Source organism: Phyllobacterium sp. T2-21 (genome assembly GCF_055378485.1).
This window is the reverse complement of record NZ_AP027915.1, coordinates 440553-462710: the sequence shown is the minus strand read 5'-3', so window position 1 is coordinate 462710 and position 22158 is coordinate 440553. Positions and strand designations below refer to the sequence as shown.

Below are 22158 nucleotides of genomic sequence, written 5' to 3'. Positions count from 1 at the left end.
GGAACCCCTCCTCAGGTTCTTGTTTTCATTCTCAGCCCTGCTGGTAGAGCGCGTAGGCATCCTCGCCACTGGCATTGTCATGAATAATGGCCATCAGCCCGCGCACCACTGCGCTCGGATTGGCATGCTGATAGATGTTCCTGCCATAGACCATGCCCACGGCCCCCTGCCGCATCAGGGCCGCCGATTTCTCGAAGACCATGCGCAGATCCTCCTTGCCGCCGCCCCGCACAAGAACAGGACACCGCGCCGCCTCCACCACGCGATGAAAATCCTCCGCCGCCGTCGTCGGGTCCGCCTTGATGATATCAGCGCCCATTTCGCGGGCAAGGCGGGTGAGCGTGACGATCTTGTCGGCATCGCCATCCACCATATAGCCGCCGCGTTCCGTGACGGGCTGCATGACGAGCGGCTCGATCATCAGGGGCATGCCGTATTTGTCGCAGTCGGCGCGGACCCGCGCGATATTCTGCACGCATTGGCGGAACAGGTCCGGCTCGTCGGGCAACATGAAAAGATTGACGACGACGCAGGCCGCATCCATCTGGATTGCGCCGATCAGCGGCTCGGCCTCGTTCTGCAGCACCGCCCACATGTCGCGATGGCGGATGGCATTGTACGGATTGCCCATGTCGATGCGCATGACCAGCGCCGGCTTGTCCTTGCCGGCGACATCCTGCAAAAGGTCGGCCTGGCCGTAATTCATCTGGATGGCATCCGGACCTGCCGCCACCAGTGCACGGACGACACCCGCCATGTCCTCGAGACCATTCAGGAATGACGGCTCATTGCATACGCCGTGATCGATCGCCACGTCGAGGCAGCGCCCAGCGCCGAACAGCCGGTTCATCCGGACCTTAAGATTGTTGCGCATATCGTACTCCTTGTTCATTGCGTGCGGTGAGTGTGCCGAGGCCAACGCCGTGGCGCCCGGCAAGAAGGGTGAGGAAGCGGTCAAGCTCTGCTTTCCGGCGGGCGGGCGACCAGCCCTTTTCGCGTGCGAGCACATCGAGCACCGCTTCCGTCATGTCGAGGGATAGCTGGCCGCTGATGGCGAGCGTGGTGCGCCGCAACAGCAGGTCATCAAGATGTTCCGCCGCTTCGTTGCGAATGAGGAACGCGATTTCCCGGCTCGAATATCCGGCATTTGCCATTGCCGTGTCCGGGCCGGCCGCGATAAAACGTGCAATCGCTTCGGCATCGGTGCCGTATCGATCAAAGAGCTCTGCAATCCGTTTTGGCGGAACGTTTGTTTCGCCGTAAATCCGCGAAATCCATTGGCCGATGTCCTCCGGAAATGCCCGTCCGCCGCCTATAGGACGGGTTGTCGTTGTCACGTCCCGTGCCCGATGCAGGCGTTCCAGCGTCATGTCGGCGGCAAGCTCACCGAAGGAGCGGAATGTCGTCCATTTGCCGCCGATCATGCACAGCACCGGCGGCGCGCCATCGGATGGTTCGATGATCGTGCAGTAGTGATCGCGCGGGATGCGGCCGGTAAAATCATCCTTGCTGGCCGGGAGGGGACGCACACCGGAGAACTGGAAGACAATGTCTTCCGGCCGGATGCGGATGCCAGGCAGGACAAAGGCCAGCGACTGCAGGATATAATCCCGCTCGTCCGGTTCGCACCGAACGCTCTCGGGATCGTCGACGCGGATATCGGTCGAGCCGACGAGAACCTTGCCGAGATAGGGAAAGAGGATGCAGATGCGTCCGTCCTCGTTCTCGTAATAGATCATATGGTCGTCGAGGGCTCCGGCGAGGTCCGCATTGTCGATGATGAGATGCGATCCTTTCGTGCCGCCCATCAGCGGCACCGGCCGCTTTTCCTGCGAAAACAGACCGGCATTGGCGATATCGATCCACCCGCCTGTCGCATTGATGATGAAGGCGGGCTCGACTGGCGTTGCCGCACCGGTGACGTGATCGTGGACGACGAAGCCGTCAGCAGACCGCCGCAGTTCGGCGTAATTCAGAGCGCAGGCGTGATCGCCCGCTGCAAGGCCATCTCTCAGCACCTCCATGCCGATGCGTTCGGGATGCTTGACCCAGGCATCGTGATAGGTCGCGGAGCTTTTGACGGCGGGATTGAGCGCCGGCCATTTGGCCAGTGTCGCCTGCCGCCCGCGGAAGCGGTGACGTGGCATCAGAGCCCGCTTGCGGGTCAGGAAGTCATAAATGCTCAAGCCCGCCTTGACCGCAACCGCACCGCGCCGGCTTGGCCTGCGGCTCAGCCCGAGAAACCGCACGATGCCATTGGCAAGACCGGAGAAAATATCGAAGACCGGGACGGTCGTGGGCAGCGGCGCAACAAGATGCGGCGCGTTTTTCAACAGGCGGTCGCGTTCGGCCAGCGATTCCCGCACCAAGCTGAATTCACCGTTTTCAAGATAACGCAGGCCGCCATGCACCATGCGCGACAGGGCAGCGCTGGCACCGGAACAGTAGTCATGCTTCTCGACGAGCAGTACATTGACGCCCTGCAGCGCCAGTTCGCGGAAGACGCTGATGCCGTTGATACCGCCGCCGACGACGCACACGTCCACTTTCGGACTTCGACGAAGTCCGTCAAATATCTCTTCACGGTTCATGATGCAGCCTGTTACCTCATGTCTGCCAGTTGCACTGCGATGGCCGCGTCAATGGCCGAGAGGTCGTCTGTGCCGAGCCGGATGGTTCCCGCCCGCGCATTGTCGAGCACCTGATCGGGGTTGCGCGCGCCGCACAGCGCAAAGGTGATGCCCGGCTGCGCCAGCGTCCACGCGATGACGATCTGCGCGATGCTGGCTGCGTGTTTGTCCGCGACAGGCCGAATGGCATCCGCAAACTGTTTTGCCTTCAATCGGTTATCGACTGAGAAGCGCGGATTGTCCTTGCGCTGGTCGTCGCCGGAGAACACACGCCCGGGATCAACGGTCCCGGACAGCAATCCCAGCGCCAGCGACGAATAACTCAGCAATGAAACGTTATCTTTGCGCGTTACCGGCAGCAATTCGGTCTCAAGTTCCCGGTCGATCATGCTGAACCGTTCCTGGATCGCATCCAGCGCGCCGGTGGCGATATAGGCGTTGAGTTCAGTGAGATTGACGTTGCTTGCGCCAATGGCGCGGATCTTTCCGGCCTTGCGCAAATCCTCCATGGCCCGCACCGTCTCCTCAATCGGCGTCGTCGGGTCCTGCCAATGGGTGATGTAGAGATCGATGTAATCGGTGCCGAGACGCCGCAGGCTTTCCTCAACCTCGTGAACAATGGCATCGCGCCCGAGATAGCGGTGCACCGGCTTGCCATCCTGATCGAAAAAGTGCGTGCCTTTGGTTGTGTGCCAGACGAGACCGCATTTGGTGGCAATGACGGCCTTGTCACGGCGCCCCTTGAGAGCCTTGCCGACGATTTCCTCCGAACGCCCAAGCCCGTAGGCGGGAGCCGTGTCGATGAGACTGACACCGGCGTCCAGCGATGCCTGGATGGCGGCAATCGATTCCTGCTCGTCGGTGCCGCCCCACATCCAGCCGCCGATGGCCCAGGTTCCCAGCCCCACGGCCGATGCCTGCACACCGGATTTGCCGATTGCCCGCGTCAATTGCTCGTTGCTCATGCCTGTTCTCCTTCAGCGGCAATGTCCAGAATGCGCTGTCCCGTCGCCTCGTCCGTCACCAGCGTGTCCAGATGATTGCCCCGCATGATGCTAAGGATCGGCCGCGCCTTGTTCGGTCCGCTGGCAACCCCGATCTTGGTCGGAATGGAGGCGAACTCCTGCAGCGTCAGCGAGACCAGCGAACCGTTCAGGCTGTAATCGCAGACCTGTCCGCGCTCATCGAGCAAGTGGGCCAGCAGTTCGCAGCGCGCGCCGGAACGCTCGATCGCCTCGAGGTCCGTGCTCGATGATGGATGCAGGTCGTAATAACTCGAGTCATCCGTGAGGATCGAGCCGATACCAACGACGGCGATTTTGGCTTCGCGCGCCCGTTTGAAGACATCGGCGACCGAGCGCATGTTGATCAGCATGGCGCGCTCGGAAGGGCTGTCGGCAAACAGCGGCGCGTGAATCTGGTAGGCGCGCCCGCCGAGCCTGTCGGCCATCAGGGTCGAGACATGGTTGACATCGGTATAGTGCTTGCCCTGGACGCAGCCGGTGGCCGGGATCACCTCGACATCGAAACGGCGCGGCGCCTGCAATCCGGCAACCACGGCGCTGACACCCTTGCCGCCGGTAATGCAGATCGTATCGCCATCGGTGATCTCCTCGATCAGCAATCGCGCCGCAGCCTCGCCGACCGCCTGAAGCGCCGTCTGCGGATTGTCGGACACCGTCGGCACGACAATGGCACGGCTGATGCCGCCGAGTGCCAGCAGCTGTTCCTCCATATCGACCAGCGGCTCGACCGGCGATTTGATCTTGATCTCGACGAGGCCAAGCTGGCGGCCGCGCTTGATAAGGCGGTTGACCGTCGGCTGCGAAAGCCCGAGCTGGTCGGCAATCTGCGCCTGGGTCAGCCCCTCGAGAAAGTGCAGGACCAGCGCCTGGTGCATCTGCCGCGCGATGACGATCTCCTCGCGCGGAGCCGCGTGTTTCGGATTGAGTTTGATAATCGCCATGTCAGGAGGCCTTCCGCTTGTGCAGGAAATGGTCGATGGAGACGGCCGTCAGAAGAATGCACCCCTTTATCATGTCCTGCCAGTAGACGGAGACATCGAGCAGCACCAGCGAGCTGGTGACGAGCGACAGCAGCGCTATGCCAAGGATGGCGCCAAGGATCGTGCCGGACCCGCCATTGAGCGAGGCACCGCCGATAACCGCAGCTGCAATGATGTTGAGCTCCATGCCGACGCCGAAGGTCGGTGTCGCCGCGCCGAAGCGCGACATGTAGATCACTCCGGCGAACCCCGCGAGCGTCGAGCAGAGAACCGTTACCCAGAATTTCACCTGCTTCGTGCGGATGCCTGAATAAAGCGCCGCCTTTTCATTGCTGCCGGTATAGAAAACCTTGCGCAGGGCGGTGGCGCGCCGCAGCAGGAAATCGAAGAGCATGACCACCGCGAAGAAGATGAGGATGACGTAGGGCACCCCGTAAAACGAGCCCTGCCCGACCGCCTTGAATGCGGGCGGCAGGGTGAAGAGCGAAAGCGGCGTTCCCTTGGTGATGATCAGGCACAGGCCGCGCACGATCACCATGCCGGCCAGCGAGGTGATGAAGTGGTTGAGCCCCACCACCGTGACGAAGAACCCCATGACACAACCGATCAGCCCGCTGGCCAGAATGCCGATGAGCGAGGCCGTCCACGGGTCGAGCCCGGCCAGGAACAGCGTGCCGGAAAGCACCATGGCAAAGCAGACAACCGAACCGACGGCGAGATCGATGCCGCCGACGATCAAAAGGATCGTCATGCCGACAACGACAATGCCTTCCACGGAAAAGCTCATCAGCATGGCGCGGAAGTTGCCAAGCGTCAGAAAATGCGGCGAGACAAAACTCATCGCGATGCAGAGCGCGAGAATGATGGCGATGAGACCGGCTTCGCGCATCGAGCCCAATTTCTTCCAGGATGAAACCTGCACCGTTTTTGCCGTCATCGTCTCGACCGCCATTCGTGTATCTCCCAATCGCTCTTCAGGCTGCATGTTCTGGTGCATGCGTCGTTGTATGTTTCAGTCCGGATGCGAGCCGGATGATCGCTTCTTCGCTCATTTCATCGCTGCCGAGTTCACCGGCCACCGCACCTTCACGGATGACAAGCACCCGGTCACACAGGCCCAACAGCTCCGGAAGCTCGGAGGAAATGACAACAATGCCGATCCCGGAGCGGGCGAGTTCGCGCAGAAGCTGGTGAATCTCGGATTTCGCACCCACATCGATGCCGCGCGTCGGCTCGTCCATCAGGATAACCTTGGGTTGGACCGCCAGTTGCTTGGCGATGGCCACCTTCTGCTGGTTGCCGCCGCTGAGCGATGACACCGGCATGTCGACATGGTTCATCCGCACGCCGAGCCTGCTCGCAAAGTCGCGGGCGAGCTGGCCTTCGGCCTTGGCATCGATCAAACCGAGATGACCGGTGACTGCCTTCAGATTGAGAACGGATATGTTCTGGGCAATCGACAGGTCCAGGAAGACCCCTGATCCCTTGCGGTCCTCCGAAAGGTAGACAATTCCTGCCTTGACCGCATCCGCATAGGTTCGAATGGCCTGCGGCTTGCCGTGCAGGGAAATCTCACCCTCGACAGCCGTACGCAAACCGCAAATGCCCTCGGCAATCTCGGTGCGCCCGGACCCGATAAGCCCGCCAATCCCGAGGATTTCGCCGCGCTTCAGATCAAACGACACGCGGCTGAAACGGTCCCCGTCGCCAAGCGCGCGAACCGACAAGATTGTCTCGCCCGAGCGCTCAGTCTCGATCTGCTTGGGTGGATAGAGCTGCGTGATCTCGCGTCCCACCATGCGCCGCACCACGTCATCGGGGGTGACATCGGCAATATCTTCGGTGGAGACATAGCGGCCATCGCGCAGCACGGTGACGCGATCGCACAGGCTGAAAATCTCCGCCATCCGGTGGCTGATATAGATAATGGAAATGCCGTGCGTCTTCAGTTCCCGGATGATGCCGAAGAGTATCCGCGTTTCCGCTTCCGTCAGCGCCGCCGTCGGTTCGTCGAAAATCAGCACCCGGCAGTCGAGCGTGAGCGCCTTGGCAATCTCCACCAGCTGCTGGCTGGAAATCGCCAGGTCGCCGACCCTTTGCCGGACGTCGATGGGTGCCAGCCGGTCCATGACCGCCTGCGCATCGCGTTCCAGCCTGCGGTAATTCATCAGAAACGACCGGCGTCGGCTTGTGGTCGCCATGAAAATGTTCTCGGCAACGCTGGCATCGGGACAGAGCGCGATTTCCTGATGCACCAGTCCGATGCCCAGTGACTGCGCAACCGAAGGCGATCCAATCTTCTGCGGTTTGCCATCGAGCAGAATCTCACCGTCATCGGGCTGAAGGACGCCGGCAAGAATGTTCATGAGCGTGGATTTTCCGGCACCGTTCTCACCGCAAAGCGCATGAACTTCGCCGCGCGCCAGAGTGAAGTCGACGCCCGTCAGCGCTTTCACCGCACCGAAATGCTTGGTGATACCGCGGATACTCAAGACCGGTTCCGATGCCATCGCGCCTTCCTCCCTCCCGTTCGCCGAGGCTATCCGGACCTTGCGGGCCCGGATAGCCGTCTGCGAAGACTACTCGTCGATGCCCTTGGTGCCGCGACGCTTGAGGTACTTGTCCCAGAAGAAGTCATCCGCATTGTCGGCTGTTACAATGGACAGGCCATTGTCGACGAAGGGGATGCTCATCGGGTTGGATCCGGCGCGCTTGGCATCGTTCATGGGATCGATCAGTTCCGGATGCTTGGCGAACCAGAGCAGCATGAAACCCATATAGCCCTGCATGCCCTGATTGGGATTGATCGAGCCGAAGACCTGACCGGCCTTGATCATATCAAGGATATTGGCATTGACGTCGGCGCACATGACGAGAATCTTGCCGCCGCTTTCCTTGTTGGCCTGCGCGGCGCCAATCGCCGAATTGGCTTCCGGCATGAAGACGGCTGCCAGATTGGGATTGGCCTGCGCGATGCTCATCAGGCCCTGATAGGCCTTTGTCGGGTCCTGATTCGACGCCGCCCTGCCGACCAGCTTCATATCCGGCCACTTTTCCTTCATCCGGTCGATAAAGGCCGTGACGCGGCGGTCATGATTGTCCTGGCCCGGATTTTCCAGAACGGCATATTCGCCCTTGCCGCCCAGCTTCGTGGCGATGGCGTCGGCTGCGTAAATGCCTTCACGCTTGTTATCCGAGGTGATGAATGAAATCCGCTTGGACAGCGGCGAGTCGGCCGCAAAGGTGACGACCGCGGTGCCCTGGTCGACCGCCCGGTTGATCGGTTCGATGAAGGGATCGGAATTCATCGGATGCACCAGAATACCGGCAGGGTTCTGCGCCAGCGCCTGATCGAAACTCGCTATCTGCTTGTTGACGTCATATTCCGGTGTGCCCGTATAGGCTGTCTCGCAGCCCAGCTGCTTGCCCGCCTGCTTGAACATTTCATAGACGGGAAACCAGTATTCAACGCCCGAAACCATGACGTTCATGACGTATTTTTCACCCGGCTTGCAGCGGAACGGATTTTCCGTTTCCGCGTTCGCCGATGATGCAAAGAGTGTGGTCGCAAGGACCGCCATGGCGGTCGTGCCCAGAAAAGTGCGCAAGTGTCCTCCTCGAGGCCGAAGCCCCTCCCATTGGTGTGTGGCGCCTTGTATGGCGGCCGCTGTTCCTTATGAAGACCAGCAATCCTCCTCGAGTGCTGGCAGGGATAACTAAGCGTATGATAAAGCGACTGTCAATATAATTCATAACGTGAATTATAATTCATATAATCCAGGATTTGCCCGGTCAGACGCGGATATGCCCGCGCCTGATAGCGCACGGGAATGGCGCCTCCGGTTGGTGACGATTGCCAGCTGGCCGCGCTGGCGAAAACAGCACCCGCCATGAAACGTTTCATCTATCGCGCGCCGAATTGACCTTTTCTCAACCTATACACGGCAAGTGAAGGCAGTGATAAAATGTGACCGGCAAGCGCTTGCCACATTCTGTCGTCGCTGATCTGATATGCTCATCATCTGCTGCGGCCAGGTTTGATGCACAAACACCAAGAGGGCCACATGGACTACAGCATATTGTTGACCGGTGTTGTTCGTATCCTTGGTCTGACGGCGCTTGTCATCCTAAGCTATTCCATTGTCATCCGCACCTTTTCCAAAGGGTGGAAAAAAGGCGCGGCCGTCGGTGTTCTGCTGGCGCTCGGCGGAATCTTGTCGATGAACGATCCGGTTGTTATCGCACCGGGGGTCATCTTTGATGGACGGACAGCATTGCTTGCCATCGCATACCCCTATGGCGGGCCTGTTGGCACAATCGTTGCCGCCCTGCTCATGGCGGGATACCGAATCTGGCTCGGCGGCGTCGGGGTGGTACCGGGACTGATTTCGATTGTCCTGATTTGCGCCATAGGGTGCGGGATCGCGCTTATCCCCGTGCGCAAGCTTCCGATCGGGTTTATCCGTTCCGTTGTGACAGGCATGCTCGCCTCATTGTCGCTCGTCTCGATCAGCCTGTTGCCGCACGACATCATTGCAACGATCGTCGGGTTTCCCCTCTTTGCCGTCGTCATCGCCAACATTGTGAATGTGGTGATTCTCTCGGATTTTCTCGAGCGGGAAAAGTCCCGCCTGCGGATCATGCGGGCTCTGGAGCACGAAGCCTGGGTGGACCCGCTGACAAAGCTGCAGAACCGGCGCGCTTTCGATCGCGCGGCGCTTCGGGCCATGAATGACAACAAGTCCAAGGCAGCCCATTGTTCCCTGGTCATGATCGACATCGATCATTTCAAGGCCATCAATGATCGTTGGGGTCACGATACAGGTGACATGGTGCTGGCGGATGTCGCCGCCATCATCCGCAGGAATGTTCGCATCACCGACGTTGTTGTCCGTTACGGCGGCGAGGAAATCGTCCTGCTGCTGACGAATACGCCGCAGAACGTAGCCAATGAACTCGCCGAGCGGGTGCGCAGCGAGATCGAGCTTGCGCGCTTTTCCACGGACCTTGAGAACGTAACCGTCACGGTCAGTGCGGGTGTTGCCAGTCTCAACGGGCAGCACACCAGCATGGAAGCATTGCTGAAAGCGGCAGACAGGGCGCTCTATCGCGCGAAAACCAGCGGACGCAACCGGGTGGAAGTCGCCTGAACAATTTTTGACATTGCGTCGTCCTTTCTGCTCATATGGCTGCAAATCAGGTTTCGATCCCAACGGCACACTTGAAGCACCAGCGCTGGAGCAAACATGGACGTGGATTTCGACGACGCATCAAAGAGAGAAGCCAAACCACAGCCGGCACCGGCCAACGGCAGCAAGTCTTCAGCACTCGGTACATTGAGCAATCTTCTGGGCCGTGCCGGCATTCGCGTCAACGGCGACGCCCCCTGGGACATCCAGATCAAGGATCCGAGAGCCGCAACCCGCATCCTGGGGCAAGGCAGTCTGGGCCTCGGCGAAAGCTACATGGACGGATGGTGGGACTGTGCGGCGCTGGATCAGTTCTTTGACCGCATATTTCGCGCCAATCTGACCGAACATGTGACGGCCAAGGACGTGTTGCAAACACTGCGAGCGCGATTGCTCAACTTGCAGAACAGCAGGCGCTCCTGGCAGGTTGGAAAGGAACATTACGACGTTGGTAATGACCTGTTCTCCGCGATGCTTGACCGCCGCATGACCTATTCCTGCGGATACTGGAAAGACGCCGGCAATCTCGACGACGCCCAGAGTGCAAAGCTCGATCTCGTTTGCCGCAAGCTCGGTCTTCAACCGGGCATGCGCCTTCTGGATGTCGGCTGCGGCTGGGGCAGCCTGATGCAGTTTGCCGCCGAGAACTATGGCGTCTCCTGTGTCGGCTTGACCATTTCCAGGGAACAGGCGGAATTCGCGCAACGAACATTGCAGGGTCTGCCCGTCGAATTCCGCCTCGCGGATTACCGGTCGTTCAATGTCGAGGGACTTGAGAAATTCGACCGGATTGCCTCGATCGGCATGTTTGAGCATGTCGGGCACAAGAACTACCCCGCTTTCTTTGATGCTTGCAGACGCAGCCTGTCGGACGACGGATTGTTCCTGCTGCACACGATCGGGCGGAAACGCACCCGGAACATGATCGATCCATGGTTTGACCGGTATATCTTCCCCAATGGCGAACTGCCGTCCCTGGCCGAGATTTCCACCAGCGTGGATGGCCGCTTCGTCATCGAGGACGTGCATAATTTCGGTGCCGACTACGACAGGACACTGCTGGCATGGCATGCGCGGTTCGAAGCCGCATGGCCGCAATTTGCTTCCAAATATGGCGAACGTTTCTATCGCATGTGGCGCTATTATCTGTTGTGCATGGCCGGATGCTTTCGGGCGCGCCAGATCCAGCTTTGGCAGACGGTCCTCTCGCCCCAGGGTGTTGCCGGAGGATATCAGCGGCATTCGTGAACGAGAGCAAGAAGGCCTGTGCGGCCGATCAGCCGCCCGTATTCGGCTTATCCTCAATAGGTGACTGTCACCGTGATCGTATCGGTGTAGGTACCGGGCGCCGGCGTTGTCTGGACGGGAACCCGCCCATAAACCGTGTAGGGCTGCGCCGCGCCGCTACCCGATGCTGAAACCGTATCGGTACCGATGGTCTGCCCCCACACGGTGGTTCTGTTGGTATCGGAATAGAGGGTATAGTTGACCAGCGCGCCGCCGAGCGCGGTCATCTTGCGCGAAGCGACCGTGGCCCCCACGCCGATCCCCGCATCGAGGCCGATATTGTACGGCGTCGTGTTGGTACACTGTACGGAAAGCGTGGTGGACGCATCGTCGTTTGCCGCGATCACACCCACCGAGGTGAAGGTCAGCGTCGCGGTACTCACCAGGGCACAGGATGCCTGAATAGCGATCTGGACTGTAAAGGTACCGGTTGTCGTGACGGCCAATGCCGGACTGGAAAGGCCAAGCAAAGCGGCCAGACCGACTGTCGAGAAATTGCGCACCGAATAGCCGAGACTCATTCATCCTCCTCAAGATATGCTTGCCGCTGGCAAGCACCTCCGATTCTCTATAAAGGACTCAGTAGTTATTCACTGCATAATACTTAATTCTTATACATTTAAAAGAACTTATCGAATGGCAAATATTTACCCTTAACGAGGCAAGATTTAATCACGTATCATTGGTAAGTGAATTTACATTAAGTATCTGACTGCGGAATATTTAACGCATCCGCCCTGTCATTCATCTGTCCGATACATGGCTTTCCATGCAACATGCCGGCGCGGTTGAAGGTGAACACGTGGAACACTTCAAATGAGCGCTCCACGAGCCACAAAGCCAGGGCGGCTTGCAAGACTGACTGTTACCACTTCACGGTCAGGCCAATATTCCCCTCGAAGGCGCGCTTCCGCTCGCCGCTCACATCAAAGGTGTAGTCGGCGGTGGCGAAAGCACTCACATTCTTGGTGAAGTTATGGACGATACCGCCGCCCAATTCGAGTGACGTGCTTTCCGCCTGGGTCGTGATCGGATCGGTGCCGAACAGCACCGTATCGGTGGCCTTGAAATTATGCCAGAGATTGGCCTTGAGGTAGGGCTGGAACAATCCACGCGCGGTCTGGTAATTGCCTTGCAGCCGCGCACCGATACGGCCTGTCACGGCATCGTTGCTGTCGAACGAAACACCGGAGAACGCATCCTGCTGATCGTCGAACCAGGCCCGCTGCCAGATGAGCTGCGCCTGCGGTTCAAGCAGCCAGTTGTCGGTCAGTGCGAAGGGATAGCCGCCTTCGAGCGACACGGTAATGCCGCTGCCGTCATTGTCTATGCCGGCTCCGCTCACCGAGCGCGCATTGCCGCCATACCAGGTTCCCATCACAATACCATCCAGATACCAGCCGGAGGGGCCAATATGCGTCCAGTAACCGCCGACACTTGTCGCGTCGACCTTGATCTTGCCTGTGCTCAAATTGTTCCAGCCAAGGGCCTGACCTTTGACATCGGAATTCATGCCGGCATAACCGAAGAAGATACCCGCAATATCCCGATGGCCGCCTTCACTCTGCCGGCGCAGGATATCGATACCTGTCTGGAATCCCCAGATTGATCCGTCAATCGAGGGTGATGCCGTGCCTGCCCAGCCCTGCTCGATGCTTTGACCGAAAACGCGTCCCCAGGCCGCCGACAGGTCACTGCCCGGCGTGAGAACGCTCTGCTCGCCGCGGCGCTCGTGGAACGTGCCCAGCGTTGCCAGCGTTGCCAGCCTGGCGGCCGGCGGAACTGCGGAATAGGTCGCGACTTCCGGACGAAGCAGCGGCACGACGCTGACGAGCACCCCGCCCCGCTCCTCAACGACCGGGGTAACCGGCGTTGCACCGGGTTCCGGCGGTTGTCCGCCTGGAACGGGCGGCTGTACAACGTTTGGCGTTGCCGGATCGGTTGGCGCAATGACAGGTCCTGTCGGCGTCGGATTGTCCGGCGTCGGCGTGGGCGTGACATAGTCCGAGCGCAAATACCAATTCTGGGTCGTGTTTGCGCTGACGCCACCCTTGAACAGAAAATACTCGTATGCCCCGGCCGCGGCGCGGCCACTCAGAAAAAATGCACTCCCGGCCGTCGTCGCACCATTCACGGCATCGACCACTTTGATGCCGTCAATCACCGTCGCAGCGCCGGTCCCTCCGACGTTGGTAACGGCAATGCCGGTTGTACCGGTCGCCGTTCCACCGGATAGAACGAGCCTATCCGATGCGGAGGAGTCATCGCCAAGAACGGTGTTCAGGAGCAGTGAGCCATTGTTGCCGACATAATTGCCCACGATGGTCAGCCGGTCTCCCGCAGCACCCGAACCATTGGTCAAATCGATGACACCCGCATTGGTGACAGTGATCGCCGGTCCGCCGGCATAAGGCGTGATCGAGGGATTGAAGCCACCTCCGGCGAGCAGTTTCGCCCCCGGTGATACGGTTACATTGCCGGTCAGGTCCTTTTGCAGGGTGAAGTTGCCTGTCTGGATGAAACTGTCGTGAAAATCTCCGGTTCCCGCCCATGTCCAGTCCGTACCCTTCATGTACATCGTCTGGAAATTGGTAAAGGCGTTGTCGATCAGCCCGGAACCCTGAAGGGTCAGCTGATTGTTGCCGCCCCCGCCATTGGCGGTTCCGATGATTTTTGAGCCGGTCTGCAGCGTAAAGTCGATACTGCCGTTGCCGCCGCTCAGGGCGAAACCATTGCCGCCGCTCAGCAATCCGGCATTCGTGATCTTGGTCGGGCCGTTGAGCGTACGGATCGCGGGTCCTTGATCGCTGATGATTTGACCGCCAGCCAAATTCTCGATTGTCGCGTTGAAGCTCGATCCCAGCGTGTTGGAAAACACACCGTCCGAAGGCAGGCCACCGGATGCCGCGCCACCCTGCGCATGAATCACACCGCTGTTGGTGAGACGGGCATTGGTGCCCTGCATGTAAACCGTTGGAGCACTGTTGCCGGTTGTCGTCAATGTACCGGTATTGATGACGGTTCCGTTTTGCCCGAGAATGGAGGCCGCACGCGCATTGCTTCCGTTGGTCGTGACCGTTCCATTGTTGATAAGGGTATTGTTCGGCGATCCGCCGCCGCTCTGCCCCCAACTGGCCGTCATGCCGTAAGCGTTGGGTCCCGTTGTCGTGATCGTGCCATTGTTTGTGAGCGTATTGCCGGAGCCGTCTGCGGCCATGCCATCATTGTATTGGTTGGTCGTGCTGATCGAACCGTTGTTGGTCAGGCTGTTGTTGCTTCCGGTGCCGACCAGACCTGCACCGCGATTGAGCCCCGTGCTGCCCGCTCCCGTCAGCGATATCGCGCCGTTGTTCACGACAGTGCTGCCATCGACGACACTGACACCGGAGTTCTCGGTGGGGCTGCGGACAATATTCAACTGGGCACCACTGCCAACATTGACCTTGACGCCGGAGCTTCCCGCTACCGCATGCACGCCCGCCGTCGCGGGATTGGGTGCCGAGGTATCGCAAGTGACCGTCTGGCCCGATACCGGCGCAAGGCTGGTGCATGCAGCCCAACCGATGGATGGACTGGCAATTGAGATGAGTGCTGTTGTGGTAAAAAGAGACAGAAATCGCGTGTGCAACACGGAAAAACGCATGGTGGCTCCCCCAGCATTCCGGTGCGAACACGCACCCAGGCAGCTCAAAATGCATATTTTGTCGAAATGAGGCTAGTCAGTTCAGAGTATTTCTCTGCTTAATCCACACGGAATAAACATCGAGTGGCAAAAATAACACAATTAAGCACGGCTACTTTCAAAGAGTGTGGAATAAACGCGCAATGCCTTCTATTGCGCGTTTATTCACTACAAGCAGGTACCCATAAAAGGTTAACGCCAACCTCGGAAATACACGCTTTCCAAAGGCAACCCCATGAGAATCATTGGTGCATGGGAATCAATTCTGTCGCAGTTATCAGGCTGCCTTATGCTCAACCTCGACCGTCACGTGCGACAGATCATGAATGTGGGAAAGCTTTGCGCGATAGGAAGACGGCGCTTTCGGATGATCGCTCACCAGCGAAACAATGGCGCCGTGATGACCCGGGCCCAGCTGCCAGACATGCAGATCCGTGATCACATCCCCTTCCCGTTCGATGGCCGAACGGATTTCCTCCGGCAGATCCTCGCTTGACGGAACATAGTCCAGCAACACGCCCCCGGCACGCCGGATGAGCCCGAACGACCAATTGGCGATGACCAGCGCACCAATGATGCCGATGGCCGGATCGAGCCAAAGCCATCCATAGAGACTTGCCGTTACAAGAGCGCCGATGGCCAGCACCGAAGTCAGCGCGTCAGCGAGCACGTGGATATAGGCCGCTTGAAGGTTATTGTCGTGCGCATGAGCATGAGCATGATCGTGATGATGCTCATGGTCGCCATGATGCGAATGATCATCGCGCAGGAGCCAGGCGGAAAGCAGATTGACCGCAAGACCAACGACGGCAATCGATATTGCCTGGGGAAAATTGATCGGAACGGGATTCGCCAGCCTGACAAAGCTTTCCCAGGCAATCAGCAGTGCAATCAGAGCCAGAACTACCGCACTGGCAAAGGCCGCCAGATCGCCGAATTTTCCGGTTCCGAACGTGAACCGCGAATTGTGCGCGTGCTTTCGCGCATAGAGATAGGCCAAGGCCGCTATCAGCATCGCCGCCGCGTGGGTTGACATGTGCCAGCCGTCCGCCACCAGCGCCATTGAACCGTAGACGGTTCCGGCGGCAATTTCAGCAATCATCATGACCGTGGTCAAGGCGATAACCATCCATGTGCGCCGTTCGTTGCGCTCGTGGTTCTTGCCAAGGAATATATGGTCGTGCGAGCCGGCATTTGACTGTGCCGCGTGGTGATTTTTCATTTGAGATATTTCCTTACGACATCAATGAGTTCCGCAGCGCCTTGGGCCCGTTCCACATCGGGGTCCTTGTCCGGATCGACCACATGCATGCGAATGTGATCTTCGATCAGCTCGACAACCAGGCCGTTTACAGCGCCACGGACGGATGCGACGAGATTGAGGATTTCACCGCAGGCAACTTCCGCCTCCAGCGCGCGCTCCACTGCCTCCATCTGCCCTTTCAGGCGGCGGATGCGGGCGATGAGCTTGGCCTTATCTTTGGTTGTGTGTGACATAATATACCCCCCTACCCTATATTACGCAATGATGCAACATATTCTGCCCGCCCCTTGATGGGACGCGCTGACGATCAAACGCGGGAAAACAGCTCAGATCGCGTAGGTCGCGCCGGCGATGATTGTACCGATGACTCCGAGAAGAATGGATGCATACCAGGGCCAGCGGCGGCCGCCGGTAATGATGGCAATGGTCGCGACCGCGATCGCTATGTGCAGGAACGTCGCCGCGATTGTCAGGTGATGGTGCCGCCCTTCATGGACGAGGCCTTCCTGCAATGCATCCTCCGATTTGACCTCGAAATCCCGCGCCGTTTTCTGGATCTCCTGGCTTTCCGCTTCATTGCGCTGTGACTGGGATGCGAAATCAGCCGCCTTTGGTCCGCCTTGCGCTGCGGCAATATCGTACATGTTTTTCTTGAGGCTCTTGGCCTGGAAGAAATTCCAGTTATCCGTTGCCTTGTTCTGGAAGAGCACGGCCTGGGTCTTGGCCGCGGTGGCCCCGCCGCTCTCGATTGTTTCCAGACTGCCGACGCCCGCAGCGACGACTGCAAGAACTGCAATCGTTACCGCAACAATGGCGAGAAAGGCATTCTCGCTGTGCAGGGCGTGCTGGGCATGTTCCGTATGTTCAAATGCTTCAGACGAGATTTCTTCCATCGAGTTTCTCCCATTCTCTTGGCGCTATGGGATCGCTCGCAATTTGGTCGAATTGTGATGAATGCGAACCTACGCATCCATCCCCCTTGTCCAGCAATCCACACCGCTGAGAACCTACACCTCATTGCCGATCGATACGAGCGGAGAAACCCGGCGGCCGACGCGCCTCGTGCCGTTAACCATTTGTTTAACATTTGATTGATTGACGCAGCCGTTTTGGCGTTAACTCCTTGTTAAGAGTTTGTTGGGGTAGCGGCAATGTTGCGTGTGTTGAGCGTTGCGATCTGTGTGTTTCTGGGTCTTTCATCGCTGACGCATGCGGGTTCCTCGAATCCGTCCACGGCGGCCACGGCACGCTCCGTGTCCTTCGAGCGCCGCGCGGCCCTGTTCGGCGCGATTCCCGGCAGCACGAAGCCCTCGGCGGCAAGCGCTGCAGCCACCGGCGGCAAGACGAGCATTCCCTATGGCTGGGTGGATTTTTGCGGCCGGCGTCCCGCGGAGTGCAATGTCTCACCGCTGCCGGCAGCCGATGTCAAACTCACAGCCGAGACATGGAATTATCTTGAACGCATCAACCGCGAGGTGAATGCCTCCATCGAACCGATGAGCAATCTTGAGCATTGGGGCACGATGATGGATCACTGGGATTACCCGGTCGACGGCAAGGGTGACTGCAAGATTTATGCACTCTACAAGCGCAAGCTTCTGCTCGAGGCCGGATTTCCGCGGCAGGCGCTGCTCATGACCATCGTGCGCGACTTGAACGACGAAGGTCACGCCATTCTTACCGTAAAGACGGACCGGGGTGATTTCGTCCTCGACAATCTCGCTGAAGAAGTCAGGCCATGGGACGCCACAGGCTATAATTTCCTCAAGCGCCAGTCGCAGCAAAATCCCAACATCTGGGTATCCATCAATCTGCGCGGCGACGCATCAAGAGCCTCCACCGCAAACCTTCAGGCAAGAAACTGATCTGACGCCGATCATTGCCCGTTCGATTGAAGAATGCCTTCGAGGTCATCGAGCTTTTCATTGATCAGCCAGCCATAATAGTTTTCGACCGGATATTTGCGGTTGCTGCCGCTTGCGATCGCCTGCCGCAACTCGGCGGCCCGGCGCCGTGGCTGCCCGACATTGTACAGGGTCGCCGTGATGCCGGGATTCTTCGAAATGTCGAAGCCCTGCGCCGCATAGGCGTCGATGGCATCGCGCAGGATTGCCGCGATGTAGACGACGCTGCGGTCGGGATCCATGACATCGCGATAAACCGCCTGAGGCTGATCGGGAGAAAGCTTAGGAAGTTTGCTGACCTGCGAGACAAGGTCCGTCACCTCCAGGGCCGCCAGCGGGCTTATCTGACCGAGGCCAAACGTCTGACCGCCGTAGAACGGCTGGAAAAACGCCCGCTGCAGTGAAATGGGTTCATAGGCCACGTCATCGACGGTCTTGCCTCTAAATCGATCATCCCAGACCTGATCGCGGCAATTCCACAGCTCGGCGCTGGCTGTCAGCGCGGCGCAGGCGGCAAATTCCGGCCTTTTGACAAAAGCCTGGATCGTGACGCCCTTGTACCGGAAGGAGAAGTCCGCATTGGCATAGGCCAGCGCCTTGACATAATAGGTCTGCACCTTGCCGACGGCACTGACATTGTACGTATGCTCCCCGACCAGCGCACCGACGATGTGAATGGGATCGATGTGATAGGCGCGGGCGGCATCCTTGATCTGCGCAACCAGCTTTGTCTCGCGCGTGAGCAGCGCAATGATCTGCTTGTATTTTTCGTCATATGTCGTGTTGAATGCTTTTGCCCGGTCCGCCGATGTCTTGGGGATGGGTGGCTGCGTCTCGGAACGGTTGCCCGGCGGCACCAGCACCTCATTGGCAGCATCGGCCGGTTGCCCAAGGAAACTACCGATGCCAATGCCGATGACCAGCATTGCGGCCAAGCGAGATACCGCGGGAAAGCTCATAAAGTACGTCTCCATTCTTGACCGAAAGCATAGGGGAAGCATGCGCTCGTAATATACAGGTAGGAATGTCACGCAGGTATGATTGTGGTAAAGATTGGGTCGGCACCTGCGGCTCTTTTCCACACCTGGCGCTCTTATCATGAATCCCTGCGCTGGCGAGATGCAAGAATCACGTTTGTCCGTAAAAAATCCACGCGCATTGGTAAATTCCTGCACCCGTAGTATATCCTACGCGCATGCGCATACTCCTCGTTGAAGACAATCGTGATTTGGCATCCTGGCTCGATAAGGCGCTGCGGCAGGCCCATTATGCCGTCGACACCGTCTATAATGGCGAGGATGCCGACCATGCGCTGCGGGTCGCCGACTATGCCCTTGTCATTCTCGATCTGTCGCTGCCCAAAATGGACGGAATGACCGTGCTGCGGCGCCTGCGCAAGAGCGGCAGTACCGTTCCGGTCATCATACTGACCGCGAATGCAAGCCTTGGCGGGCGGGTTGCGGGGCTTGACGAAGGCGCCGACGACTATCTGGCCAAACCATTCGAGATCGCCGAACTGGAGGCGCGGATCCGGGCGCAGCTCCGCCGCGGGCATAACCGGGCCAATCCCGAGATCGAGCTAGGTGAATTGCTGTTCGACGGCAGGACGCGGCAGTTCTTTCTGTCGGGCAAGCTCATGTCGCTGACACCGCGCGAGCATGCGGTGCTGGAGCACCTGATCTTCAAGGCGGGGACGACGGTCAGCAAAACTGTCCTGTGCGAAAGTGTCTTCGGTTTCAATGATTTGGCCGATGCAAATGCCATAGAGATTTATGTTCACAGGGTACGCAAGAAGCTGGAAGGCAGTTCGGTGAAAATCGCGACATTGCGCGGCATGGGCTATCTTTTGCGCCATGGCGAGTGACGGCAAGCCCCAGACGCAGTCGAAATTCCGCCGTTTGTGGAAACGGTTGAGCGAGAGCCTGCGGGTCCAGCTTCTGCTCTGGATCGTTCTTCCGCTGATCGGTGTGATCTGCGTCAATCTCGTCATCAGCTTTCAATCTGCCGAGGCCACCGCCGATCTGGTCAGCGATCAGTTGCTGCTGGCGTCCGCCCGGGTGATTGCCGAAGCCGTGACGGTGGACACCAACGGGACCGTTGCCGTGGATATTCCGCCCGCAGCGCTTGAGATGTTCGATATCGGCCATGGCGACAGGGTTTTTTACCGGGTGCTGACGGCATGGGGAACCCTGGTCTCCGGCTTCGACAACCTGCCCGAACCCAAGAAGGAACAGGTGGGCGAGGATGCGATGTTCAGAGACTCTCCGGTACGCGTGCTGACATTGAATCACCCGGTGATCGGCCTGGCACGGGATGCCGAAGTGTCCGTGTCGGTCGCGGTGACGCTGAATGGCGAACGGGCAATGCGGCAAAGGCTCTGGCTGTCGGATTTCACCAAACAGGTACTGCTGGTTCTCGTCGCCGGTTTTGTCGCCATTGTCGGGCTGCAGCGCGGACTCACCCCGGTCCTGCGCCTGCGCGATGCGGTGCGCGAACAGGGACGGGAGCGGCTTGATCCGTTTTCCCCCGAAACCGTGCAGACCGAACTGCGTCCCCTGGTCCACGCCCTCAATGATTATATGGAGCGCGTACAAAGCCAGATGGCGGCACAGAGGCGGTTCGTCTCCAACGCGGCGCACCAGTTGCGCACGCCCCTGACCCTGGTCGCGACCCAGGCAAGCTTTGCCGCCCGGGAACAGGACAACGACCGCCGCAACGAGGCCTTGCAGGCTCTCCGGTCCAGCACGAAGCAGCTCGCCCGCCTCGCCAGTCAGCTGCTGACATTGTCGCGCGCCGAACCAGGCAGCCGCAGGCCGCGGCGCGACAGGGTCGATATGACCGCGGCAACACGGCAGGTCCTCGACACCTATGCCGAAACGGCCTTGCGCCGCCAGATCGATCTCGGTTTCGAGGCCAGCGAACCGGCTTTCGTCGAAGGCGACGGCCCGATGCTGTCCGAGATGATCGTCAATCTCATCGACAATGCCCTGCGCTACACGCCGGTTGGCGGCACCGTCACGGTTTCCATTTCCAAAGGCGATGAATGGGTGCAGCTTCGTGTCGAAGACAACGGGCCGGGTATACCCGACGATGAAAGAGCGAAGGTTTTCGAGCGGTTCTACCGCATCATGGACGTGCAGCCCGAGGGTAGCGGGCTGGGCCTTGCCATCGTCAAGGAAGTCGTTGACGGCGCTGACGGTACGGTGAGTTTGGGCACCTCCCCGAGCGGAGGATTGACCGTGGACATCAAGCTGCCAACAATAAAACAGGACCGGAGCGAGCCGGTCCTGTCTTGATCGCTGGCATGCTGAATTACTGCATGTCGGTGTGCTGTTGCGGGCGCCACTTTGCCAGCCGGGTTTCGATCATGGTCATGATCATTTCCGCCAGCAGCGTAACAAGCATCACCAGAATGATGGCGGCATACATGCCGGCCGCATCGAATGTGCCTTTGGCAATCGAGATCAACTGACCGATACCAAAGCGCGCGCCGACAAATTCACCAACGATCGCGCCGATGATGGCAAAGCCGAAGCTGACGTGCAGGCTGGCGAAAATCCAGCTCATCGCCGATGGTACGATTACCGTGCGCGTCACCTGCCAATTGGACGCCCCGAGAATACGGGCATTGGCAATCATGTTGCGGTCGGCTTCGCGCACGCCCTGAAATGCATTGGCGAACACCACGAAGAACACCATGATGAAGGCCAGCGCCACTTTGGATGCCAGTCCCAGCCCCATGATCATGATGAAGATCGGGGCAAGAACGACGCGCGGGATCGAGTTGATCGCCTTGATATAAACCGAGAAAATGTCGGAAAGGAACTGGTTGCGGCCAAGGCCGATGCCAACCAGAACGCCGGCAATGGAGCCTGCAAAAAAGCCGATCAATGCTTCTTCCATGGTGACCCACAGATTGAACCAGAGCGACCCTTCGGCGGTACCCTCCGTGATCCATTCATACAGGCGCATGACAATGCCGCTTGGGCTGGAATAGAAAAACGGATCGATCCAAAGCCTGTTGGCTGCAAGTTCCCAGATACCGAGAATGCCGACCAGGATGACGAGCCGCCAGAACAAGACAGCGTGTTTGCGGCGTTGCATTGCCTTGAGAGCGGCAGCCTCTATCTCTGCGTCGGAGGTTCCGGCGCGGAAAATCGGAGCAATGTTTTCCAATGGGGTATCGGTCATGATGAA

General features: G+C 58.9%; 19 protein-coding genes and 1 pseudogene. 5 read left to right on the top strand and 15 right to left on the bottom strand.

Going from position 1 to position 22158, the window contains the following annotated elements:
• Nucleotides 1–31 precede the first annotated feature (31 nt).
• The 8 genes and pseudogenes from ACZ5FP_RS24240 to ACZ5FP_RS24205 form a co-directional block, all read right to left on the bottom strand.
• Nucleotides 32–874, bottom strand: coding sequence for a class I fructose-bisphosphate aldolase (locus tag ACZ5FP_RS24240; RefSeq protein ID WP_464664588.1), 843 nt, complete (start codon nucleotides 872–874; stop codon nucleotides 32–34).
• Nucleotides 847–2591, bottom strand: a pseudogene (locus ACZ5FP_RS24235) (glycerol-3-phosphate dehydrogenase/oxidase). Before ACZ5FP_RS24235 ends, ACZ5FP_RS24240 begins: the two are co-directional and overlap by 28 nt.
• Nucleotides 2592–2602: 11 nt before the next feature.
• Nucleotides 2603–3595: an aldo/keto reductase gene (locus tag ACZ5FP_RS24230; protein WP_464664587.1), complete on the bottom strand. Its 993-nt coding sequence runs from the start codon at nucleotides 3593–3595 to the stop codon at nucleotides 2603–2605.
• On the bottom strand, nucleotides 3592–4596 hold the full coding sequence (locus tag ACZ5FP_RS24225) for a sugar-binding transcriptional regulator (RefSeq protein ID WP_288192261.1): 1005 nt from the start codon (nucleotides 4594–4596) through the stop codon (nucleotides 3592–3594). The genes ACZ5FP_RS24230 and ACZ5FP_RS24225 overlap by 4 nt, the downstream gene beginning before the upstream one ends.
• A 1-nt stretch (nucleotide 4597) precedes the next feature.
• Nucleotides 4598–5587, bottom strand: a complete 990-nt coding sequence (locus ACZ5FP_RS24220) for an ABC transporter permease (RefSeq protein WP_223614913.1) — start codon at nucleotides 5585–5587, stop codon at nucleotides 4598–4600.
• 22 nt (nucleotides 5588–5609) lie between these two features.
• On the bottom strand, nucleotides 5610–7145 hold the full coding sequence (locus tag ACZ5FP_RS24215; protein ID WP_464664586.1) for a sugar ABC transporter ATP-binding protein: 1536 nt from the start codon (nucleotides 7143–7145) through the stop codon (nucleotides 5610–5612).
• 69 nt (nucleotides 7146–7214) lie between these two features.
• On the bottom strand, nucleotides 7215–8243 hold the full coding sequence (locus ACZ5FP_RS24210) for a substrate-binding domain-containing protein (protein WP_223614911.1): 1029 nt from the start codon (nucleotides 8241–8243) through the stop codon (nucleotides 7215–7217).
• A gap of 131 nt (nucleotides 8244–8374) precedes the next feature.
• Entirely contained in the window at nucleotides 8375–8539 is a 165-nt protein-coding gene (locus tag ACZ5FP_RS24205) for a hypothetical protein (RefSeq protein WP_464664585.1), read from the bottom strand.
• A 160-nt stretch (nucleotides 8540–8699) separates the two neighbouring features.
• On the opposite strand from ACZ5FP_RS24205, the gene ACZ5FP_RS24200 reads away from it, so the two are divergent.
• Together ACZ5FP_RS24200 and cfa are read left to right on the top strand one after the other, a co-directional pair.
• Nucleotides 8700–9785: a diguanylate cyclase gene (locus tag ACZ5FP_RS24200; RefSeq protein WP_464664584.1), complete on the top strand. Its 1086-nt coding sequence runs from the start codon at nucleotides 8700–8702 to the stop codon at nucleotides 9783–9785.
• A 96-nt stretch (nucleotides 9786–9881) separates the two neighbouring features.
• Nucleotides 9882–11072 carry a cyclopropane fatty acyl phospholipid synthase gene (cfa, locus tag ACZ5FP_RS24195; RefSeq protein ID WP_464664583.1) on the top strand — a complete coding sequence of 397 codons (1191 nt, stop codon included), beginning with the start codon at nucleotides 9882–9884 and terminating at the stop codon, nucleotides 11070–11072.
• A 53-nt stretch (nucleotides 11073–11125) separates the two neighbouring features.
• Here the strand turns inward: cfa and ACZ5FP_RS24190 are convergent, their stop codons facing one another.
• The 5 genes from ACZ5FP_RS24190 to ACZ5FP_RS24170 all read right to left on the bottom strand — a co-directional run bounded on the left by ACZ5FP_RS24190 (nucleotide 11126) and on the right by ACZ5FP_RS24170 (nucleotide 16950).
• Nucleotides 11126–11632: a Csu type fimbrial protein gene (locus tag ACZ5FP_RS24190; RefSeq protein ID WP_464664582.1), complete on the bottom strand. Its 507-nt coding sequence runs from the start codon at nucleotides 11630–11632 to the stop codon at nucleotides 11126–11128.
• A gap of 344 nt (nucleotides 11633–11976) precedes the next feature.
• The gene (locus tag ACZ5FP_RS24185) at nucleotides 11977–14754 is read right to left on the bottom strand and encodes an autotransporter family protein (RefSeq protein ID WP_464664581.1); all 2778 of its coding nucleotides are present in this window, start codon (nucleotides 14752–14754) and stop codon (nucleotides 11977–11979) included.
• 316 nt (nucleotides 14755–15070) lie between these two features.
• Nucleotides 15071–16015, bottom strand: coding sequence for a CDF family Co(II)/Ni(II) efflux transporter DmeF (dmeF, locus tag ACZ5FP_RS24180; RefSeq protein ID WP_464664580.1), 945 nt, complete (start codon nucleotides 16013–16015; stop codon nucleotides 15071–15073).
• The gene (locus ACZ5FP_RS24175; protein WP_403182467.1) at nucleotides 16012–16290 is read right to left on the bottom strand and encodes a metal/formaldehyde-sensitive transcriptional repressor; all 279 of its coding nucleotides are present in this window, start codon (nucleotides 16288–16290) and stop codon (nucleotides 16012–16014) included. The genes dmeF and ACZ5FP_RS24175 overlap by 4 nt, the downstream gene beginning before the upstream one ends.
• 93 nt (nucleotides 16291–16383) lie before the next feature.
• A complete protein-coding gene (locus ACZ5FP_RS24170; protein WP_403182464.1) occupies nucleotides 16384–16950 on the bottom strand; it encodes a DUF4337 family protein in 567 nt (188 codons plus the stop codon).
• A gap of 258 nt (nucleotides 16951–17208) precedes the next feature.
• Here ACZ5FP_RS24170 and ACZ5FP_RS24165 point away from each other — a divergent pair, with 258 nt between their 5' ends.
• Nucleotides 17209–17922: a transglutaminase-like cysteine peptidase gene (locus ACZ5FP_RS24165; RefSeq protein WP_464664579.1), complete on the top strand. Its 714-nt coding sequence runs from the start codon at nucleotides 17209–17211 to the stop codon at nucleotides 17920–17922.
• An 11-nt stretch (nucleotides 17923–17933) separates the two neighbouring features.
• Here ACZ5FP_RS24165 and ACZ5FP_RS24160 read toward each other — a convergent pair whose 3' ends face one another.
• Nucleotides 17934–18920, bottom strand: coding sequence for a DUF1402 family protein (locus tag ACZ5FP_RS24160; RefSeq protein ID WP_403182459.1), 987 nt, complete (start codon nucleotides 18918–18920; stop codon nucleotides 17934–17936).
• A 236-nt stretch (nucleotides 18921–19156) separates the two neighbouring features.
• Between ACZ5FP_RS24160 and ACZ5FP_RS24155 the strand changes: the two genes are divergently transcribed.
• Together ACZ5FP_RS24155 and ACZ5FP_RS24150 are read left to right on the top strand one after the other, a co-directional pair.
• Entirely contained in the window at nucleotides 19157–19825 is a 669-nt protein-coding gene (locus ACZ5FP_RS24155; protein ID WP_105733521.1) for a response regulator, read from the top strand.
• Nucleotides 19815–21257, top strand: coding sequence for a sensor histidine kinase (locus ACZ5FP_RS24150; protein ID WP_464664578.1), 1443 nt, complete (start codon nucleotides 19815–19817; stop codon nucleotides 21255–21257). Before ACZ5FP_RS24155 ends, ACZ5FP_RS24150 begins: the two co-directional genes overlap by 11 nt.
• 16 nt (nucleotides 21258–21273) lie before the next feature.
• Here ACZ5FP_RS24150 and ACZ5FP_RS24145 read toward each other — a convergent pair whose 3' ends face one another.
• Nucleotides 21274–22152: an ABC transporter permease gene (locus ACZ5FP_RS24145; protein ID WP_346305088.1), complete on the bottom strand. Its 879-nt coding sequence runs from the start codon at nucleotides 22150–22152 to the stop codon at nucleotides 21274–21276.
• Nucleotides 22153–22158: the final 6 nt, after the last annotated feature.